At 40.4% G+C, this 17725-nt stretch carries 21 protein-coding genes; 15 read left to right on the top strand and 6 right to left on the bottom strand.

Annotated elements, in window-relative coordinates; genetic code table 11:
* Window positions 1–222: 222 nt before the first annotated feature.
* A complete protein-coding gene (locus B0682_RS08280) occupies window positions 223–498 on the top strand; it encodes a DNA cytosine methyltransferase (protein ID WP_240494946.1) in 276 nt (91 codons plus the stop codon).
* Between the two features lie 106 nt (window positions 499–604).
* Here the strand turns inward: B0682_RS08280 and B0682_RS08275 are convergent, their stop codons facing one another.
* Window positions 605–1900, bottom strand: a complete 1296-nt coding sequence (locus B0682_RS08275) for a molybdopterin molybdotransferase MoeA (protein WP_078308173.1) — start codon at window positions 1898–1900, stop codon at window positions 605–607.
* Between the two features lies 1 nt (window position 1901).
* Window positions 1902–2960: a peptidylprolyl isomerase gene (locus B0682_RS08270; protein ID WP_078308169.1), complete on the bottom strand. Its 1059-nt coding sequence runs from the start codon at window positions 2958–2960 to the stop codon at window positions 1902–1904.
* A gap of 227 nt (window positions 2961–3187) precedes the next feature.
* Between B0682_RS08270 and B0682_RS09405 the strand changes: the two genes are divergently transcribed.
* The 8 genes from B0682_RS09405 to B0682_RS08230 all read left to right on the top strand — a co-directional run bounded on the left by B0682_RS09405 (window position 3188) and on the right by B0682_RS08230 (window position 9726).
* Entirely contained in the window at window positions 3188–3610 is a 423-nt protein-coding gene (locus tag B0682_RS09405; protein ID WP_143823338.1) for a hypothetical protein, read from the top strand.
* 414 nt (window positions 3611–4024) lie between these two features.
* On the top strand, window positions 4025–4330 hold the full coding sequence (locus B0682_RS08260; RefSeq protein WP_078308166.1) for a hypothetical protein: 306 nt from the start codon (window positions 4025–4027) through the stop codon (window positions 4328–4330).
* Window positions 4331–4575: 245 nt separating this feature from the next.
* Window positions 4576–4947 (top strand): hypothetical protein, encoded by a 372-nt coding sequence (locus B0682_RS08255; protein ID WP_078308165.1) that lies wholly within the window; start codon window positions 4576–4578, stop codon window positions 4945–4947.
* A 704-nt stretch (window positions 4948–5651) separates the two neighbouring features.
* A complete protein-coding gene (locus B0682_RS08250; RefSeq protein WP_078308163.1) occupies window positions 5652–5903 on the top strand; it encodes a hypothetical protein in 252 nt (83 codons plus the stop codon).
* Window positions 5904–6577: 674 nt separating this feature from the next.
* A complete protein-coding gene (locus B0682_RS09670; RefSeq protein WP_240494945.1) occupies window positions 6578–7063 on the top strand; it encodes an RNA-guided endonuclease TnpB family protein in 486 nt (161 codons plus the stop codon).
* Window positions 7056–7415: an RNA-guided endonuclease TnpB family protein gene (locus B0682_RS09665; protein WP_240494944.1), complete on the top strand. Its 360-nt coding sequence runs from the start codon at window positions 7056–7058 to the stop codon at window positions 7413–7415. Before B0682_RS09670 ends, B0682_RS09665 begins: the two co-directional genes overlap by 8 nt.
* Before the next feature lie 226 nt (window positions 7416–7641).
* Window positions 7642–9264 carry an apolipoprotein N-acyltransferase gene (lnt, locus tag B0682_RS08235; RefSeq protein WP_078308161.1) on the top strand — a complete coding sequence of 541 codons (1623 nt, stop codon included), beginning with the start codon at window positions 7642–7644 and terminating at the stop codon, window positions 9262–9264.
* A gap of 90 nt (window positions 9265–9354) precedes the next feature.
* Complete coding sequence (locus B0682_RS08230; RefSeq protein ID WP_078308159.1) at window positions 9355–9726, top strand: hypothetical protein; 372 nt, start codon at window positions 9355–9357, stop codon at window positions 9724–9726.
* A 104-nt stretch (window positions 9727–9830) separates the two neighbouring features.
* On the opposite strand, the gene lgt is transcribed toward B0682_RS08230, so the two are convergent.
* Together lgt and B0682_RS08220 are read right to left on the bottom strand one after the other, a co-directional pair.
* Entirely contained in the window at window positions 9831–10715 is an 885-nt protein-coding gene (gene lgt, locus B0682_RS08225; RefSeq protein WP_078308158.1) for a prolipoprotein diacylglyceryl transferase, read from the bottom strand.
* A 157-nt stretch (window positions 10716–10872) separates the two neighbouring features.
* Window positions 10873–11403 carry an RNA pyrophosphohydrolase gene (locus B0682_RS08220; RefSeq protein WP_078308156.1) on the bottom strand — a complete coding sequence of 177 codons (531 nt, stop codon included), beginning with the start codon at window positions 11401–11403 and terminating at the stop codon, window positions 10873–10875.
* A 157-nt stretch (window positions 11404–11560) separates the two neighbouring features.
* On the opposite strand from B0682_RS08220, the gene B0682_RS09400 reads away from it, so the two are divergent.
* From B0682_RS09400 to B0682_RS08205, 3 genes are all read left to right on the top strand, one after another.
* Complete coding sequence (locus B0682_RS09400) at window positions 11561–11770, top strand: hypothetical protein (protein WP_143823336.1); 210 nt, start codon at window positions 11561–11563, stop codon at window positions 11768–11770.
* Between the two features lie 311 nt (window positions 11771–12081).
* Window positions 12082–12516, top strand: a complete 435-nt coding sequence (locus tag B0682_RS08210; RefSeq protein ID WP_078308153.1) for an OsmC family protein — start codon at window positions 12082–12084, stop codon at window positions 12514–12516.
* Window positions 12513–12932: an MAPEG family protein gene (locus B0682_RS08205; protein WP_078308152.1), complete on the top strand. Its 420-nt coding sequence runs from the start codon at window positions 12513–12515 to the stop codon at window positions 12930–12932. The genes B0682_RS08210 and B0682_RS08205 overlap by 4 nt, the downstream gene beginning before the upstream one ends.
* Here B0682_RS08205 and B0682_RS08200 read toward each other — a convergent pair.
* The gene (locus tag B0682_RS08200; RefSeq protein WP_143823335.1) at window positions 12929–13909 is read right to left on the bottom strand and encodes a tRNA dihydrouridine synthase; all 981 of its coding nucleotides are present in this window, start codon (window positions 13907–13909) and stop codon (window positions 12929–12931) included. The two genes, B0682_RS08205 and B0682_RS08200, sit on opposite strands and share 4 nt — an antisense overlap.
* 179 nt (window positions 13910–14088) lie before the next feature.
* Here B0682_RS08200 and B0682_RS08195 point away from each other — a divergent pair, with 179 nt between their 5' ends.
* Entirely contained in the window at window positions 14089–14847 is a 759-nt protein-coding gene (locus tag B0682_RS08195; protein ID WP_078308149.1) for a hypothetical protein, read from the top strand.
* Here the strand turns inward: B0682_RS08195 and upp are convergent, their stop codons facing one another.
* Entirely contained in the window at window positions 14848–15483 is a 636-nt protein-coding gene (gene upp, locus B0682_RS08190) for a uracil phosphoribosyltransferase (RefSeq protein ID WP_078308148.1), read from the bottom strand.
* Window positions 15484–15681: 198 nt separating this feature from the next.
* Here upp and B0682_RS08185 point away from each other — a divergent pair, with 198 nt between their 5' ends.
* Window positions 15682–16320, top strand: a complete 639-nt coding sequence (locus B0682_RS08185) for a DNA glycosylase (RefSeq protein WP_078308172.1) — start codon at window positions 15682–15684, stop codon at window positions 16318–16320.
* A gap of 68 nt (window positions 16321–16388) precedes the next feature.
* On the top strand, window positions 16389–17318 hold the full coding sequence (gene menA, locus B0682_RS08180) for a 1,4-dihydroxy-2-naphthoate octaprenyltransferase (protein WP_240494943.1): 930 nt from the start codon (window positions 16389–16391) through the stop codon (window positions 17316–17318).
* The last annotated feature ends 407 nt before the right edge of the window (window positions 17319–17725 follow it).

Raw genomic sequence — 17725 nt, 5'->3', positions numbered from 1 at the left:
TGTTATACTCATCTCACTATATTCAATGTCTTACATTCCACAGTTAAGTTAAGACTAAATTGCGAGTACGCAGTAACTTAACTGGTAAGACGTTTCCAAACACACACTTAAGCTAATTCGTATCTATGACAATCCTAACGGTAGGATTAGCTTAAAATAAGAACCTAAGATGTACGGTGTGTCGTACGGGCGGTTGCCACTATCTTAGGCTTGCGGTCGGGCTTGACCGTCTGGGAGCAGGAATCCCCGAACGATAGGGAGGGGAGGAAGTCAAATACCAAAAATGGCACGCTTCGTAAATTAAGTGGTTATGAAAGTTTATTATTGCAAGGATTTTCAAAGCAGCTTGCCAAAAAAGTCATAGCACACAAATTACCTGATGGTAAAATACTATCGCAGGCAGGCAACGCCATGACTGTTACAGTCATAGAACAGATTGGCAAACAATTATTAAAATCTATTGGTGAGCAAGATGAACAACAAGCAAAAATTGATTGATTTGGGTTCACAAACTGCCAATATGCTCCAATTTAAGATTGACCCAGCAGAATTATTTGAGCTTTAAAGTTATGGCACTAAAAACCAACCAAACAAAACATTTACCTTACCCAAAACACCATTCAAATGGCTGAATTTCCACCATTTCCCCTTGTGCCACATCACCACGCTCCACTGTCAATACCAATAAACAGTTGGCATGGCTAAGCTGTTTAACACGGTGAGAATCTTGATGATTAAATGGTGTAACCACAAATTCACCAGATGGCGTTTGCTCAAAAAAAGCACGCTGGAATTCTTGTCGCCCACTTTTTTTGTCAATGTCTGTTTGACAAATGGCTTGTAAACGTAATGGTTTTGGTAAATCATCAGCATTTGCACCTGTCAGTTGCCAAATGGCAGGACGCACAAATTGTAAACAACCAACCACCGTAGATAATGGGTTACCGGGCAGTCCAAAATACAACACCTGTTTTTGTTGATGCTCATCTGTTTGATGCACAAACTCACCAAAGACAAAGGGCTTGCCGGGTTTCATGGCAACTTTATAATGATTGACTTTACCCAGTTCATCAACCACTTGGGTTAAAAAATCATAATCCCCAACAGACACGCCAGCGGTGGAGATTAACACATCGCAATCACTGATGGCCTGTTGTACCACTTGTTTTGTCATGGCTAAATCATCAGCAATAATGCCATAATCTTTGATGCTGATGGGCAGGTTTTTTAATAATGTTGTTAGGGTGGGTGTATTGGCATTATAAATCTGTGCCAAGGTGGTCAAAGGCTCACCCAAAGTTACCAATTCATCGCCCGTTGCCAAGATGCCTACCACCAGTGGCTTTACAACCGTAACCGATGCCACACCCAAATTAGCAAGTAAGCTGATATCGGCGGTATTTAGGCGTTTGCCTGCGGTGAGTACCGTTTCGCCCTTTTGTACCTCTTCGCCTTGTTTACGGATATTTGAGCCGTGATTGGCAGGTTTGCTCAGTGTGATTGAGTGGGCTTTTGATTTGTCTGTGTGTTGATTAAAATCGGTATTTTCTTGCATGACCACGGTATCACAATCGCTTGGCACAATAGCACCAGTAAATATGCGTACTGCTTGATTGGGTAAAACCTCTCCTTCAAATGCACTGCCTGCACACGACTCCCCAATTATCGTCAACCGACTGCCTTGTTCTAATTGACTATTTTTGCCTAAGGCAAAACCGTCCATGGCAGATAAATTTTGGCGTGGCACTGCAAAATCTGCCACAACATCGTGAGCCAACACAAAATTTTGCCCAGCCAATAATGGCACATGAAACGTGGGACGAGTTGCCAATGGATAATCAGCCAGATAGTCTTGGCAACGCTTAGAAATGGCGGTTTTGAGTTCTTTAACCGTAATCATATCAGCCTCGATAAACATTTTCTTCAGACATCTGTAGCTCAATGCCATCAATGTCTGCTTGCTTGCTTAACGCAAATAAATAATCAATTAAAGCATGATGAAAGGACTGTTGCATCAGCTGGTTGGCTATCATGGGCTTGGCTTGTTCATAGCTTAAAGCGATGCCCTCTTTTTTGGTCAGTATCTCAACGATGTGTATGCCATAGCGAGTTTCAATGGGATTGACAGACACCCCAATGGGTAAGGCAAAAACCACTTGTTCAAATTCAGCAACGGTTTGCCCTTTAATTATCTCTCCTAAATTACCCCCTTCCTCTTTTGATGGGCAAAATGAATGCCTGCGAGCCAGCTCAATAAAATCAGCATCACGATTATCACTGTGCTGTAATTGTTTGATGATGTCTAAGGCTTGTTTTTTAAGCTCAATTCGCTCTTCACCAGCATCATAAGGGGCAGCCAATAAGATATGGCGAGCGGTGATAAAAGGAGGCGTCACATAACGCTCAGGATTGCTGTCATATAATTGTCGGCAAGCATCTTCATTGGGAATGGTGGGCTGAACATGTTTATCAATCAACGCACTAATGGCAAGTTCTTCATCTTTTTGCCATGCTTGCTGTCCTAATTTATCATCTGCCATCACGGCTTGATGCAAAAGCTCCCTGATGACCAAGGCTTGAGCGGATTGATATAAAGCTTCTTCTTGGCTATTGGCAGGGTGATATTGTACTTCTTGGGCAATGGCAGTGGGGTCAATCGTGATGCCATTGACGGTGATATGGGGAATTTGTTGACGGCTAGAGGCGATAAGATTTTTGGGACGCTTCATCTCTGCCAATGCTTCATCAATCAACTCTTTATCGCTGTGCGGGCGTTTTAAATCATCAGATGTTGGCATGATGCGAATGTCATCATCATAAATACTGCCATCATGTTGATGATGGTCGTGATGTTGATGCTTGCCACCACAACCACATGTGCCACCACCACAACCACTTGATGGGTCTTTTGTGTTTGGGGTGTTGGTTGGTTGTTGTGGATTAAAGGTTAAAACGGTCATGTCTTTTTCCAATTTTAGGATTTAAAGCCATTATTGATTGAAAAATCATGATTTACCATACTGCTTTAGGACTATACAATCAACAACACAATGACCATTCACTTTCAATCTGCCCCATGGCATAGGGGGCGGTTGCTCCTATTTATGCCCTTGGTGTTTTTGCACTAGGTAGGTGTGGTACTGGTACTTTTATTGGCACAATAAGTTCTATTAGAGGTGCGTCTACCATGTTAAATGGCATGCGCACTGTTGCTATGGGTACAGCTGGTGGTATTAGTGGTTACGCAAGTGCGACCAGTAAAATATCAATATTAGCTAATTTTTCCCACCAGATTAAAAGAGCATTATCAAATCTACTGGTAATTTGTGAGTTTACTATGTTATTAGCATATATTATAGCAACCCTAGCATTATTTATTGGGTGGATAAAAAATATCTCTATTATTGCAACCAAACCATGGATTGAAAGATGTTTTTTCTTAACATCAACTGTATTATTGATTTGGTGTTCTCTAAGAGTTGTCAATCAAACAAATCACCTTAGTGATAATTTGGCTTTTATGTATTTGGCTTATTATTTTGGATATTTATTGTTGCTTAGCGTGATTTTTTATAATTTGGTGAATTTCTTATCAAAAAAGTTGAGATAATATTCAATGGGCATGTGTCATTAAATTTTATACTGATGTCATCATCATACAAATTTGTGCGATTTTAATCAGGATAATAATAAAAAAAGTGTGGTGATTATTGCATAATTTTAGCATTACTTCTCTTATGTTTTAGCATGACTTTCAAATCTTAATATGAATACAAAAAGTCAGATTGTCAGATAATAATAAGAAAAATAAATGGAACAGAAAACAAAGGTCATATTTTTTTATGGTAGTCGCTACCATAGGTAAATCCTAAATAGATATAATTTCTTTAAAAATATTTGGGGTGTATCATGTTTTTTGAAATAAAGCCTTTTAATGGTATAGAAAAACATTCTTTTTACTTGTCGGGTCATTATTTATCAAAAGACACCCAAAAAAATAATATTATTGGGCTGGGCTTGGGAATTGAGTGATTGTCATACTGTCATTGATGGCAAAACACTTGATGATAATTTACCAAAAAAACAGCTAAAAAAAATTTATATAGACATACAGGTTGGAAAAACCACTGCTAAATATCAAAGGTGTTTAAATAAAAATGGGGAATTATTTTTGCATGATGTTTTTGATAAAGTTGGTGGTTTTAAATTTTCTATTTACAAAGAAGATTATGGGTCATCTGATTTTATAAAAAAAATAAACATAAGAGATTTAAAAGCTGGTCTGATAATAAATACAGACATTACATTTTTAGTGGTAAATAAAATTTAGTGGCAATTTTTTAATCAATTTGCTAATGACTGATGCTTTTTCACAATGTCAATAAAAGAAAAAAATCCTATGAAAAAACTCTCAATCCTAGCACTTAGTGCTACTGTCGCCATAACCCCTGCCTTTGCAGAGACTGATGTTAATCATCACACACCAAAAACAGAATTATCTACCCAATAAGCGGATTTGTCTTTTGCTTTTAATGACAAAAATCCCAAAAGGTATTTATTATGTCATTTTGTTTTATGATACAATCTAAAAATGACATGGTGAAATATGTAAAAGACTATTTTACTGCCAATTTTGATACAAGAAAAAGATTTCATGTTGATTATTATTGTTATGATAATATTTATGTGTTTTCTTATGGTTTTAGTGGTATTTTAGTAGAAGGAGAAGATAAGAAAGGAGAAAATAAGAATAATTGCGTCAGTTTTTTTCTGTCAGATATTGCTGTTGGCATATTTCAATTACTGATAAAAAATCATATTGGATTTAACTTTGCTTTTGTTAATCTAAGGCACAAAGAAGATGAAGAAATGATTTTTAGAGATATTATTAAAAACCCAAAAGTCAAATATAAATTAAATGCTCCTTATTGTATTATAGAGAGATGATTGTACTGCATAATATGATAAGGTTTTTAAAAAATACAGTAAAATAAAGTATTGGTTATTTTATGAAAGGTGTGGTAGCTACTACTACTGGTTCTGCAACGTTAGGTTGTGCAGGGTGTAAATAAAACATTGTTTTAACCTATGAAGAAGTAAGGTGATTTATTTTTATAAATAATCGCCTTGTTTTTATTTTTTAAGTAGATGCTTTATTCCTGATGTACTTCTTGCTTATATTTTATGTATAATTAGCCTAATTGTTGGTTGGCTAAAATTTTTGCCAAAAATAATGAAACAAAAGAGTGCATAAACAAAATAGTGCATATAATTTCACTTTTTCTAATGATTATGAGTTATTTTTCTTATATAAATTTTATAGAAAATGTACCTGATAGCTTGGTATGAAAATACATCATATTCTTTATAATGTATATTACATTAGTATCTTTCGTTATGTATCTTATTGTTAATCGATTTAAGCAAACAGATGAAAATTCTTAAAAAGTATTAAAAATAGTTGTCGCAATATTATGAGATTTAAGCATCTACTTCCAATTTTGACGACGCTATCACTTCAAGCCCATGCCGACCTGCCATTAACCGTTGGTGATTTGTTGGTGGAGTAAGAGATATTTATCCAAATATTAGGTAGTAAAATCAAGACAAAAGATAATTGACAGGCACGGTTATTATCATTATCATCAACAATGATAACCAAATTATCTACCAAACAAGCGGATTTGTCTTTTGCTTTTGATGATGTAGAAAATTTACAAGCGGTTGCCATGACTGATGGGCAGATGCAAGAGACACAGGGTGCGTTTTTCCCCATAGGTGTTGGCTTGGCTATTGCTGGTAGATTTGCCACCAACCAATTAGTCAAACACTACATTGGTAGTGCAGGCATTGCTTACGGAACTTACTCTTTTGGAAAATCTCAAAGTGCGGAAGGCAAATAACACGAAAGGCAAATAATAATTTCTTGCCAATTTTATTTATGAGAAAAGTTCAAGCCACTTTCCACGTGGGATGGTTTGAGCTTTGCAAAAAAACAAAGCAAAAACAAAGCATTATGGTTAAATACATTATGAAAAAATGCCCCAATTGCCATAAAAAATGTATTGATTTCCTAGAATATTCTAGCAAATGCCCTTGTTGCAAAGAAACCATACAAACGCCAGTATTTTTTTCTGCATATCTAATGATTGTCCTGATGATTGTTATGTCTGTTGGCATATATATAAATAGCTATTTTTTGATGACATTTGCTTTTTTAATGATTGTCATCTATAAACTATTTTCCTATCAAATAGATTTACTATTATTTCCATTGGTGGTTAAAAATGAATAACGAATGGCATTTTATGTATCCAAAATATATTTGTTTACTTTATTGGTTCTAATACTGCTCCCATCAGCCCATGCCGACCTGCCATTAACCGTTAATGATTTGTTGGCGGATAAAATCAGTTTTAACTCATCCTGCATAATTCTCCACCCATAATCTTTGATTTAGGTGGAGATGTAAGCACAGGCGACCTAAGCAGGGCGTTCTTGTTTTTCGATATATTGTCTAAATTGACACTAAATAAAAATCCTAAATCATACCCATATTTCAATCAGCTAACAAGCCATGCTCAAAGCCCACAAATACCGAATTTATCCAAACAGTGAACAAGCCTTGCTAATCAAAAAGCATTTTGGCTGTAGTCGGTTTGTATTCAACTGGGCGTTGGCATTGCAACAACGCTACTATGCCATGTTTGGCAAGTCGTTATCACGCAGTAAAATCCAAAGCCAGTTGGTTAAGAAAAAGAAAACAGGCAAGTTTGCATGGCTAAACGAAGTTAATAGCCAATCGTTACTTAATGCCCTGCTCAATGTACATACCGCTTTTACCAATTTCTTCAAAAGTCGTGCCAAGTTTCCACGCTTTAAATCTAAAAAAATCCCACAGCGAAGTTATCAATGCCCTCAGCACTGCACAGCAAACTTTGAACAAGGCATCATCAACCTACCCAAAATCAAAGGCATCAAAACCGTATTTAGCCGTGAATTTGTTGGCAATATCAAAACAGTTACCATCTCTAAGACAGCCACAAGCAAATACCATGCATAAACTGATTTGCGAAAACCAAGCTACCAGTTATGCACTTGAAGATTTAGGTGTAAAAAACATGGTAAAGAACCATAAACTTGCCAAAGCGATTCATGATGTCGGTTGGGGGCAGTTTGTTACCCTACTTACTTACAAGGCGAATTGGTATGGTAAGAATATCCTAAAGGTAAATCGGTTCTTTGCCAGTAGTAAAATTTGTTCGCATTGTCATTACAAATTAGACAGTCTGCCGTTGTCAGTCAGAAATTGGGCATGTCCTAGCTGTCAAGCAAAACATGACCGTGATGCCAATGCAGCAAGCAATATACGCCATCAAGCGTTAGCTGATGCACTAGGACTTAGTGTTGTATAAAGAGTTCCCCCAGTATAATACTTATCAGCGTAAGTATACTGGCGAAAGGTAACAACTCAATCTAAGTTGAGGTTGTTATGGGTCGCAAAGATTCTCACGCCTACCGCTGGATTTGGTGGTGGGAGTGTGTCAAAAAACCCAACCAATCAATGGGGTGAGTTTTTCATGTAAAGTTGCTGACAAATTGTTATCATAGACGAATTTTATGTCATCGTCCGAGCCAACCATGCGTTTATCCACCCAATCGTTACAACAACGCCTAAATCAACAAAACAGTCATCAACAAGCTCAGCGGTTGCCCTTTGTGCTAAGTTTACTGGTCGCTTTATTATCAGGGGCGATGTTTAGCTTGTCGCTAGCCCCTTATGGGATTTGGATAATCGCCATCATCTCTCCTGCCATTTTGTATGCCCAAATTCGCTCAAGTACCAACTCAAAACAAGCGTTTGTCATCAGTCAGGTTTATGGTACAAGCTATTGGTGTGTGGGGGCGTTCTGGCTTTATACGTCCATTCATACCTATGGTGATGTTCCTGTGGTATGGGCATTGCTGGCAATTTTTGCCATGGGGTTGGGCATGGGGCTGTTTCATGGCATTTTGGCTTGGCTGTTTCATCGTTTTATGGGCAGACAGCCATTTGCTTTTGCTGCCCTTTGGGTCATTCAAGAATGGCTAAAAACATGGCTGTTCACAGGTTTTCCATGGTTGTTTGTTGGTTATGCGTTCACTGAACAGTATTGGCTGTCGTCCATTGCTCCTGTGTTTGGGGTGTTGGCGGTGTCGTTCGTTGCGGTGCTGTTGGCGGCAAGCCTTGTGGAAGTCGCCTACCGACGAGCAGGATATTTGCTTATCACCAGTGTCATCATGACAGCACCGCTGGCATTATGGCTTATCAACCCACAATGGACCAAGCCAAAAGACACAGCACCGCTAACGGTATCCCTGATTCAAGGCAATATTCCGCAAGATTTAAAATGGCTTAGAGAATACCAACTTAAGACGCTTGAGATTTATGCCAAGCTTACTCGTGATGAATGGAAGCAAGATGTGGTGGTCTGGCCAGAGTCTTCCATTCCCATGTTTCAAACCGAAGCATGGGGCTTTATCAGTGAAATGGCAAAAATTGCCAAAGAGAATAACACCACTTGGATAACAGGCATTCCTTATAAAGATGATGCTGCCTATGATCCTGCCATTCATCCATACCCACCGTTTTATAACAGCGTCATCGTATTGGGGTCTCAAGCAGGCATTGGTACTGACACAGAGGCTGGGCAATTATACAAAAAACAACGCCTTGTGCCATTTGGTGAATACATTCCCTTTCAAGGCATGCTCAACTTATTCCCCAATTTGGCAGGCATGCAAAATTTGATGAGCTATAGCCGTGGTTCTGCCAAGCAAGCCCCACTTGGTGTGCGTGGACGCAACATGGGCGTGGCAATTTGTTATGAAGTTGCCTACCCTGACACCACCCGCAAAAACGCCATTGGCAGTGATTTTTTATTGACAATTTCTAATGATGCGTGGTTTGGTACGTCGGCTGGGCCATTACAGCATTTGCAAATGGTACAAATGCGATCGCTGGAAACGGGACGTTGGTTTGTGCGAGCCACCAACACGGGTGTGACTGCCATCATTGATGACAAAGGACGCATCATAAAGCAAGCTCCCCAGTTTGAACGCACCGTACTCAGAGGTGAGGTGCAAGCTTATACAGGACAAACACCATTTGTCCGCTTTGGGCATTATCCCATACTGGCATTGACGTTCTTATTAAGCTTGCTTAGCTATTTGGCTGGGCAAGCGAACAGACAAACCAAAACCATAAAAAAATCAAGGTTTTAATCTGTTGGCTGTTTTGATGCAGAAGATTTTGTTATATAATAACCCCATCATGTTGTATATTTTTCATCACTTATTTAAAGGGACAACACCATGGCAGAGACACACCACGAGGTTGCCAACAACCCAATCAAAGAAATCAGCTATGCACTCATCGGTACGTTGCTATTTTTAGCCATGGTTTTGTGGATTGCCATTGCTGCTTATATGCGACCAGCAGGCGACCATCACACCGCTGTGACCTTAGCAAGCACAACTGACGTGGCAACCGAACTGGCTGAGACCACCCCCAGTGATGTGGCATCAGACGTTGCGGTGGCTGACCGCCACGAAGTGAATACTGATGCCAGTGCTCAGTTAGATAACGCCACCATCATCGATGAATCTGACAGCATAAACAACGACGCTCCTGATGATGCCACTGCCACCACCGAAGCACCCATCGCAGAGCCTACCGCTCAGTAGTCGTGGTTATTTGGTTATATAAAGTTATTCGGGTCACATAAAGTTATTTGGTCACATAAAAAAGCCAATGGCATGCCATTGGCTTTATTGCGTTATTTATTGCGTTAGTAATGCTTCCCACCCCAATCATACATATGACGTTGATACGCCAGTAATAATAACACCAATCCTGCCACAATCATCGGTAATGTCAGCATCTGCCCCTTAGTAACCCAACCCAATAGGATAAATCCTTGGTCAGCATCAGGCTGACGATAAAACTCAATGACAAAACGAGCAAAACCATAGCCTAATAAGAACATTGCTGATACCGCCATACGTGGGCGAGGTTTGGCAGAAAACCACCAAAGTAGGATAAATAACAAAAATCCCTCAGCAAACGCCTCATATAACTGTGATGGATGACGGGGCAGTAAATCCATGCCGTTTATCTGATATGCCAGCTCACGCAAGTTTGGATTAGACTGTAACAGTTGGGCATCAAAATGCACCGCCTGTGGAAAATACATCAACCAACGATAACTGCCATCAGACACCCGACCCCACAACTCACCATTGATAAAATTACCCAATCGACCGAATAATAACCCTGTTGGCACACAAGGGGCAACAAAATCTAACACCTCAAACGCTGTCTTTTTGTATTTGTGGGCAAAAAATATCATGGCCAGTATCACCCCAATAAGACCACCATGAAAGGACATGCCACCTTCCCAAACTCGGAACAAATAACCAGGGTTGGCAAACAGCTTATCCAATTGATAAAACAGCACATAACCAATACGGCCACCCAGTATCACTCCCAATGCCCCATAAAATACCAAATCAGACACCATATCCGTGTTCCAATCTGATCGCTTGGTTGTCCGATACCACGCCAACCCATAAGCGGCTGCAAACGCCAATAAATACATCAGCCCATACCAATGCACTTGCACAGGACCCAATGCCAACGCCACAGGGTCAAATTGAGGGTGTAAACTTGCCATAATTTTAATCACCAATAAAAAATTACCGCTATCATAACAAACTTTTTATCCAGAAAAAGCCCACAAATTCACAAAACCATTCACAAAACAAAAAAAAACGAACCACCCCAAGGCGGTTCGTTCAATTCGTTCAATCACAATAACCAAAAACAACGAACTAAGCAATCAAATGATTGTCCAAAATACGCCTGGGTAATTGTAACTGTAATTCATCTTTCAATGGCAACTCACGAGCGAGTTGTTGCAATGCTCGACGATACACCCCACGTTTAAAATGTACCACCTGATTTAAAGGATACCAATAACTTACCCATTCCCAATGGTCAAATTCAGGCTTGCTGGTATCAAAACGAATATGTTTTGTGTTTGGCTCATCTAGCTGAAGCAAAAACCACTTTTGTTTTTGCCCAATACACAGCGGATAATTACCATGGCGGATATAGCGTTTTGGCAAACGATAACGCAACCAATTCTCTGTTACCGCAAGCAACTTCACATGGCAAGGACAAAGACCAACCTCCTCCCATAACTCACGATACATCGCATCTGTTGGCGTTTCACCATGGTCAATCCCCCCTTGAGGGAACTGCCACGAATTATGACCGACACGTTTTGTCCACAGAACTTGTCCTTGTGTATTGGCCAAGATGATACCGACATTGGCACGAAAGCCATCTGTATCAATCATGACGATTACCTATACATTATAAAATAAAAAAGACTCATTATAAAAATCTCATTTTGCCCATTAAGCACCAAAAACAGCAAATAACAAACAAAATGCGTAACAATGACACTATTAAACCAAGAAACGCCCCAAAAGTGAAACAGTATTTTGCGATAAAATGTTTCACAAAAAACCAAAACAAAATCAAGCCCTTAACCACCCTAACTTTTTTGGATTTTTTGTGGCTTATCCTGCCATACGCTCCCATACGCTCCTGTCTCATCGCCCCCAGCCAAGTCCGCCACACCCCAGCCAACGGCTCGATACCGCTTCTGTCAGGGCCATGCCACCATTGCTTCCAAACTCTGCTATAATCCAAACTCAATAACCATTCCGAAAATCTAAACTAAATAACCCCCAACACATTGAGGACAATCAATGAGTTGCAACCGCCATTGTGCATGATTTAATATTAGTTACTCGTAACACCAAAGACATTGAGCATACAGGCATAAAATACATCAATCGGTTCTTATCCCTTTCCCAAAAATTTCCATGGCTTGGTCAAGCTTGCTTGCTGTACTATTTGCACTATCTTCGCTTGCTTTTCTCGCTATAAAAAATCCTTGGGTTTGGTATTAAATCAACACACGTTGTAAAATCTAATAACCCAAACACTCACTAAATATAGGATTCCCCATGACCAACACAACCCAAGCTAATCTGCCCCTAAACGCCCAAATTGAGTGGCAAGACAACGTTCATTTCATCGGCACTGCCCCATCAGGACAAACTATTCATATTGACGCAGACAAGCAACATGGAGCAAGCCCAATGGAACTGATATTACTTGGTTTAGGTGGTTGTGCCAGCTATGATGTGGTTACTATCCTAAAAAAATCTCGTCAAAACATCACCGATGTGCGTTGTCAGCTATCTGCCAGACGAGCTGATGCCGTACCTGCTGTTTATACCGACATTCATCTACATTTTATCATTACAGGCACAGACATCAAAGACAACCAAGTTGAGCGGGCCGTAACCCTATCGGCAGATAAATACTGCTCTGCCAGTCGCATGTTGGCAGATGGTGGGGTCAACATCACTCACAGTTATGAGGTTGCCCCAGCATGATATTAGATGTCATCATTCCAAACAGCACAACCACCGCCATCTACGCCATGATGACGGCGTGTTTTCTGCCATTTGTTTTTGCCATTGTTGCCAAGGCATTGGGCGGATTTACGCCCAAAGACAACGCCAACCCACGCATATTTTTAGCAAACACCACAGGAATGGCCTCTCGTGCCAATGCTGTTCAGGTCAACAGCTTTGAAAGTTTGCCCATGTTTTTGGCGGCGGTTATTTTAGCGATGTTATTTTTTGTGCCACAGCAAGTTGTGAATAATTTTGCATGGATGTATGTGGTGATACGCATCGCCTATGGCATGGCATATGTGTTCAATTTGGCGTTGTTTCGTTCCATTTTATGGGCATTATCGATGGTTTGTATTATGATGTTATTTTATGTGTCAATGCGAATGCTCTAGCACTTTTGTGAATGCTCTAGCACTTTAATGATGGATTCTTTATCAGATAGGCGTCGTATGTGTTGCCATAATTGCACCGCTTCATTGTAGCCTTTAGTTAGCATGCCCAACCATTGTTTATAACGCCCAATCAGCCCCTTTTCATTTTTGCTATCATCGGTCAAAAATGCCAACTGATAAGGCAACAACGCCGCCCAGCTTAAAGTGAATGGATGGCTTGGATTATCCACGCAAGCGATCAAATCTGGGCGAGTTACTGCCCCACGCCCCAGCATCAGATGACAAGTTTTGGCTTGTGTCATACATGATTTGGCATCACTTGCCGTCCAGATGTCGCCATTGGCAATCACAGGCATGGGTAGGTCAGTAAAATGGGCGATTTTGTCCCAATAAGCAGGGGGCTTGTAGCCTTGCGACTTAGTGCGAGCATGAATGGTTAGCCAATTGGCCCCACTGTCAGCAATGGCTTGGCGAATGTCATTCATATTATCCCAATTTTCATAACCCAAACGGATTTTAACAGACACGCCAATGTGACTTGGTACTTGTTTACGAACTTGACTGATGATTTTTTGCATCAAGGCTGGGTCATTAAGTAACACCGAGCCACCACGGTGGTTATTGACCGTTTTGGCAGGGCAACCAAAGTTTAAATCAATTGCCAACGCCCCAAGCTGACAGGCTTTAACAGCATTTTGTGCCATCAGTATGGGGTCACTGCCGAGCAGTTGGATATGAATGGGTGTGCCTGATGCTGTGCGACTGTTATTATGTAGCTCAGGAACAAATTTATAAAACACCTGTTCAGGCAACACATGATGGGTCACACGAATAAACTCACTGACTGACCAGTCGTAAGGTCGCCCCAAATCATTGGCAATTTGGGTCAAAATCTTGCGCATCAAGGGGTCGGTCAAGCCTTCCATTGGGGCAAGTAAGCGGACTGGGTGATTGTTTTTTGTGTCAAAATATTTCATATTTTTCATTATTTAAAACAGTGATTTGCGATTATTTAACAGTTATGTTGAAGCTGCCAGTTATGTTTAAACTGATGTTTAAATTTTATTTAAGAACTTCTGTTTAAATCAGTTAAGATGATGTGATATAAAAGACGATGATTTAAAAAAACCATGATGACAAAACTAAGACAACCACCATGATGCCTTTATTTTACATTATCCATCAAAGCTTTATTCAATCATTTTGGCGGACACTGGGCGTTACCAGTGATGTTGCTGACACCACAAAAATCCAAAAGGCGACTTTTGATGCTTTAGATGAACAGCTTTATCCCATCGAGCTGTCAGGGCAATGTTTTGCCAATGCTAAGACCTTGTTATTGGCAATATTAAAAAACGATTTATCCATATCTGCCAACGAGTTTGCCAAGCATTTGGCTAAGCAATCTGTTTATCAAAGCTGGATAAATTTCACTGTCTATGGTCGCTATGTTGAGCGTAGTTTTCAAGCATTTTATCAACAAGAAAAAGATGATTTTAATATGGAGATGTCTGGGTTGTTGTTACAAGAACTCAAACGCCATACTCGCTGTTTACCCAAAAATCAGGTGTTGTTTGCCAGTGGCTTTAGTCAAAAACAGCTTAGCCAAAAAAAGCTTGGTCAAAAACAGCTTGACCGTTTGGCTGGTGAACATCGGTTGCTCAATGTTACCGTCAATCCTGCTTTTGCTGTTGCACAAGCTGATGGCGACACATCGACAGTTAAGGTCATCAATATGTTTTGTGTTGCAAGCACTGGGGTATTGGCAGTTGCCATAAAACCCAGACAACTGACCAACCAAAGACATCGCAATGAGCTTTTGATAGTAGATTTCAAACAATTACGCCTACAGCAAGAGCAACGGCTGACAACAACGAACGGTGAGTATGTGGTTAAGTTTTATCAAATAAGTTAGCTATTGTGATTGCTTTGTGCCAAAAATTTTATCACCTGCATCGCCAAGACCAGGAATGATATAACCTTGCTCATTTAAATGACTGTCTAAAGCTGCGGTAAAAATTTGCACATCAGGGTGAGCGTCATTTACCGCTTGCACCCCTTCAGGGGCTGCCACCAGCACAATGGCAGTGATTTTTTTACAGCCATGTTTTTTAAGCATGTCAATGGTTGCCACCATTGAGCCACCTGTTGCCAACATTGGGTCAATGATTAGGGCAGGGCGTTTGTCCATGTCGTTAACAAATTTTTCAAAAAATGGCACAGGTTCAAGCGTTTCTTCATCTCGTTGTAGCCCAACCACAGAGATTTTAGCCGTTGGGATAAGGTCAAGCACCCCATCTAACATACCAAGACCTGCACGTAATATTGGCACAACGGTTACGGTCTTGCCACAGATTTGTTCCCCTGTGATGTCTCCACACCAACCTTGCATGTTAAAGCTTTCAATCTTAAAATCTCGACTGGCTTCATATGCCATGAGCCGTGCCAACTCTTTGGTAAGGGTACGAAACTTATAAGTGCTACAGTCTTTTTCACGCATTAGGCTTAATTTATGACGCACAAGTGGGTGGTCAATGATGTGTATTTGCATGGTCGGTCTCTTGATGGTCTGTCTTTTGAGTGTGATGCCGATACGCAAGTAAATATCATATCGGCAAGCAAAGAAAATTTTGCACGATTATTTTGCACTATGATAACAAACCGCTTACCATAAATGGATAATTTGCATGACTTTAATGTATCAATTTTTCAGAAATATTCACACATCAATCACTCAAACCACAACACCATGACTGACTTAACCAATAAACCCATAGAACAACACCCTTTTGCACCTGTATTGCCTGCCAATGCTGACATTATGATGATGGGGACGTTCCCACCCACACAAGACAAATGGGCAATGCCGTTTCATTACCCCAACTTTTATAATGACATGTGGCGTATCTATGGGGCGGTGTTTTTTGATGACGTTGATTATTTTCGTGATGGCGAACAAAATCGCTTTGACCACAAACGAATTATTAAGTTTATGCACGTTCACAACATTGCGTCTTGTCCCACTGTCCGCTCTGCCATACGTGAAGAAGGCAATGCTGCTGACAAGCATTTGACTGTGGTGGAATCAGTCAACTTAGCCGATATACTGACCCAAGTGCCGAAAGTACAGCATATTTTTACCACAGGTGGCAAAGCAACTGAAATTTTATTGGGGTTATTACCAAAAGACAAACAACTGCCCAAGTCCAAACACCCCAAAACCAATCAACACATGACCTATCCAATCACCGACAGCACAGGCAAACAGCGATTATTGACTTTGCACCGCTTACCGTCCACGTCACGGGCATATCCACTGGCTTTTGCCAAAAAAGTCTTGGCATATCAGCAATTTTTTATTTCCGTGGGTAAGTTGCCATCAGCTTAGGGACACATTTTTATCATAAAAGCACACTCTCATCATCAAACACATTATAGCTGTCAAAACACATTCAAATGATAAAACACTGGATACAACTCGCCCGACCACGCACCTTCCCATTAGCCGTTGCCAGCATCATTTGTGGCACGAGCATGGCATATGCCCAGCTTGAGCGATTTACCATCAAGCAATGGGGCATATTTGCCCTAACCTTATTTGTCGCCTTAAACCTACAGATTTTATCCAACATGGCGAATGATTATGGTGATGGCACTAAAGGCACTGACACCCACCGTGATGCCACCAGTCCTCAGAGGCTGACCGCTCATGGACATGTTATCGCCATCAGCCTAAAACGAGCCATCATCATTTGGGCGTTATTTACCTTTGGCTGTGGAATGGGATTACTATGGTTGGGATTTGATGACCTGACAGATTTTTTATGGTTTTTGGCATTTGGCATATCCGCCATTATCGCCGCCATGGCATACACCATGGGCAAACGACCTTACGGCTACCGAGCCATGGGTGAAGTGGCGGTATTGATTTTCTTTGGTTGGATGGGCGTGTTGGGCAGTGCCTATCTACAGCTTAGAGAAATACGGTTATCCATGTGGCTACCAGCGACAGGGTGCGGTCTATTATGTGCTTGTGTGCTTTATATTAATAACATGCGAGACCGCCCCAATGACCAACAAGCAGGCAAAATCACCCTTGCCGTTTTGCTTGGTTTAGAGCGTATGTATCACGGCTATATTGTGTTGGTCATCACTGCCATCGTCTGCCATACTTTATATGCCATCATGCAAAAACGGCTGACAGCGTGGCTATGGCTGTTAGCGATGCCATGGGTGTTTAGGCATATCCAAGCCATTAAAGCCAGCAAACACAAGCCCAACAGGCATCTGGCAATCGGTCAAGAACTCAAACCCATTATCTTTATCACCCTACTGATTAACCTGCTATTTGCCATCAGCCAGACACAAAAAACAGAATTTTTTTAAAAAACCCCTTGACAGCGTTCAACAACCCTATATAATACCTCGCACTTAAAGCAACAAGCCAAAGGTCAAGCAGACCGAAAGCGGAAGCAACAACTTAAGTTAAGAAACAAAAAAGGTAAAAAACTTTAATCAACCAAACTTCAAGTTAAAGTCAAACATCAACTTAAAGTTAAAAAATTAAAGCAAAAAACCTTAAAAAAAGCTTGACAGAAAATCAAACCATGATAAACTGGACAGCTCACAATGACAAAACGTATCAAACTGATGTTGATAGTTGATAACAACAAACAGCATCAAACTACCAAAACATCATTGTGACAACAAAGCAAAAACAACAAGCGACGCTAATTATATTAACAACATAATATAGTAAAGCGAAGCGAAGCGAAGCAAACAAGTCTAGTGGA

This window comes from Lwoffella lincolnii (assembly GCF_002014765.1).
GTDB lineage: Bacteria > Pseudomonadota > Gammaproteobacteria > Pseudomonadales > Moraxellaceae > Psychrobacter > Psychrobacter lincolnii.
The sequence above is the reverse complement of the archived record's forward strand: the minus strand, read 5'-3'. Positions and strand labels throughout refer to the sequence as shown.

What these genes read in the sequence shown, in the direction of transcription:
- lnt (WP_078308161.1), top strand. Translation starts at nt 7,642, where the DNA reads ATGCGTTTATCCACCCAATCGTTACAACAACGCCTAAATCAACAAAAC.
- B0682_RS08275 (WP_078308173.1), bottom strand. Translation starts at nt 1,900, where the DNA reads ATGATTACGGTTAAAGAACTCAAAACCGCCATTTCTAAGCGTTGCCAA.
- B0682_RS09405 (WP_143823338.1), top strand. Translation starts at nt 3,188, where the DNA reads ATGTTAAATGGCATGCGCACTGTTGCTATGGGTACAGCTGGTGGTATT.
- B0682_RS08195 (WP_078308149.1), top strand. Translation starts at nt 14,089, where the DNA reads ATGATGCCTTTATTTTACATTATCCATCAAAGCTTTATTCAATCATTT.
- lgt (WP_078308158.1), bottom strand. Translation starts at nt 10,715, where the DNA reads ATGGCAAGTTTACACCCTCAATTTGACCCTGTGGCGTTGGCATTGGGT.
- B0682_RS08250 (WP_078308163.1), top strand. Translation starts at nt 5,652, where the DNA reads ATGATAACCAAATTATCTACCAAACAAGCGGATTTGTCTTTTGCTTTT.
- upp (WP_078308148.1), bottom strand. Translation starts at nt 15,483, where the DNA reads ATGCAAATACACATCATTGACCACCCACTTGTGCGTCATAAATTAAGC.
- B0682_RS09400 (WP_143823336.1), top strand. Translation starts at nt 11,561, where the DNA reads ATGTTTCACAAAAAACCAAAACAAAATCAAGCCCTTAACCACCCTAAC.
- B0682_RS08220 (WP_078308156.1), bottom strand. Translation starts at nt 11,403, where the DNA reads ATGATTGATACAGATGGCTTTCGTGCCAATGTCGGTATCATCTTGGCC.
- B0682_RS09670 (WP_240494945.1), top strand. Translation starts at nt 6,578, where the DNA reads ATGCTCAAAGCCCACAAATACCGAATTTATCCAAACAGTGAACAAGCC.
- B0682_RS08200 (WP_143823335.1), bottom strand. Translation starts at nt 13,909, where the DNA reads ATGAAATATTTTGACACAAAAAACAATCACCCAGTCCGCTTACTTGCC.
- B0682_RS08255 (WP_078308165.1), top strand. Translation starts at nt 4,576, where the DNA reads ATGATACAATCTAAAAATGACATGGTGAAATATGTAAAAGACTATTTT.
- menA (WP_240494943.1), top strand. Translation starts at nt 16,389, where the DNA reads ATGATAAAACACTGGATACAACTCGCCCGACCACGCACCTTCCCATTA.
- B0682_RS08205 (WP_078308152.1), top strand. Translation starts at nt 12,513, where the DNA reads ATGATATTAGATGTCATCATTCCAAACAGCACAACCACCGCCATCTAC.
- B0682_RS08230 (WP_078308159.1), top strand. Translation starts at nt 9,355, where the DNA reads ATGGCAGAGACACACCACGAGGTTGCCAACAACCCAATCAAAGAAATC.
- B0682_RS09665 (WP_240494944.1), top strand. Translation starts at nt 7,056, where the DNA reads ATGCATAAACTGATTTGCGAAAACCAAGCTACCAGTTATGCACTTGAA.
- B0682_RS08185 (WP_078308172.1), top strand. Translation starts at nt 15,682, where the DNA reads ATGACTGACTTAACCAATAAACCCATAGAACAACACCCTTTTGCACCT.
- B0682_RS08270 (WP_078308169.1), bottom strand. Translation starts at nt 2,960, where the DNA reads ATGACCGTTTTAACCTTTAATCCACAACAACCAACCAACACCCCAAAC.
- B0682_RS08210 (WP_078308153.1), top strand. Translation starts at nt 12,082, where the DNA reads ATGACCAACACAACCCAAGCTAATCTGCCCCTAAACGCCCAAATTGAG.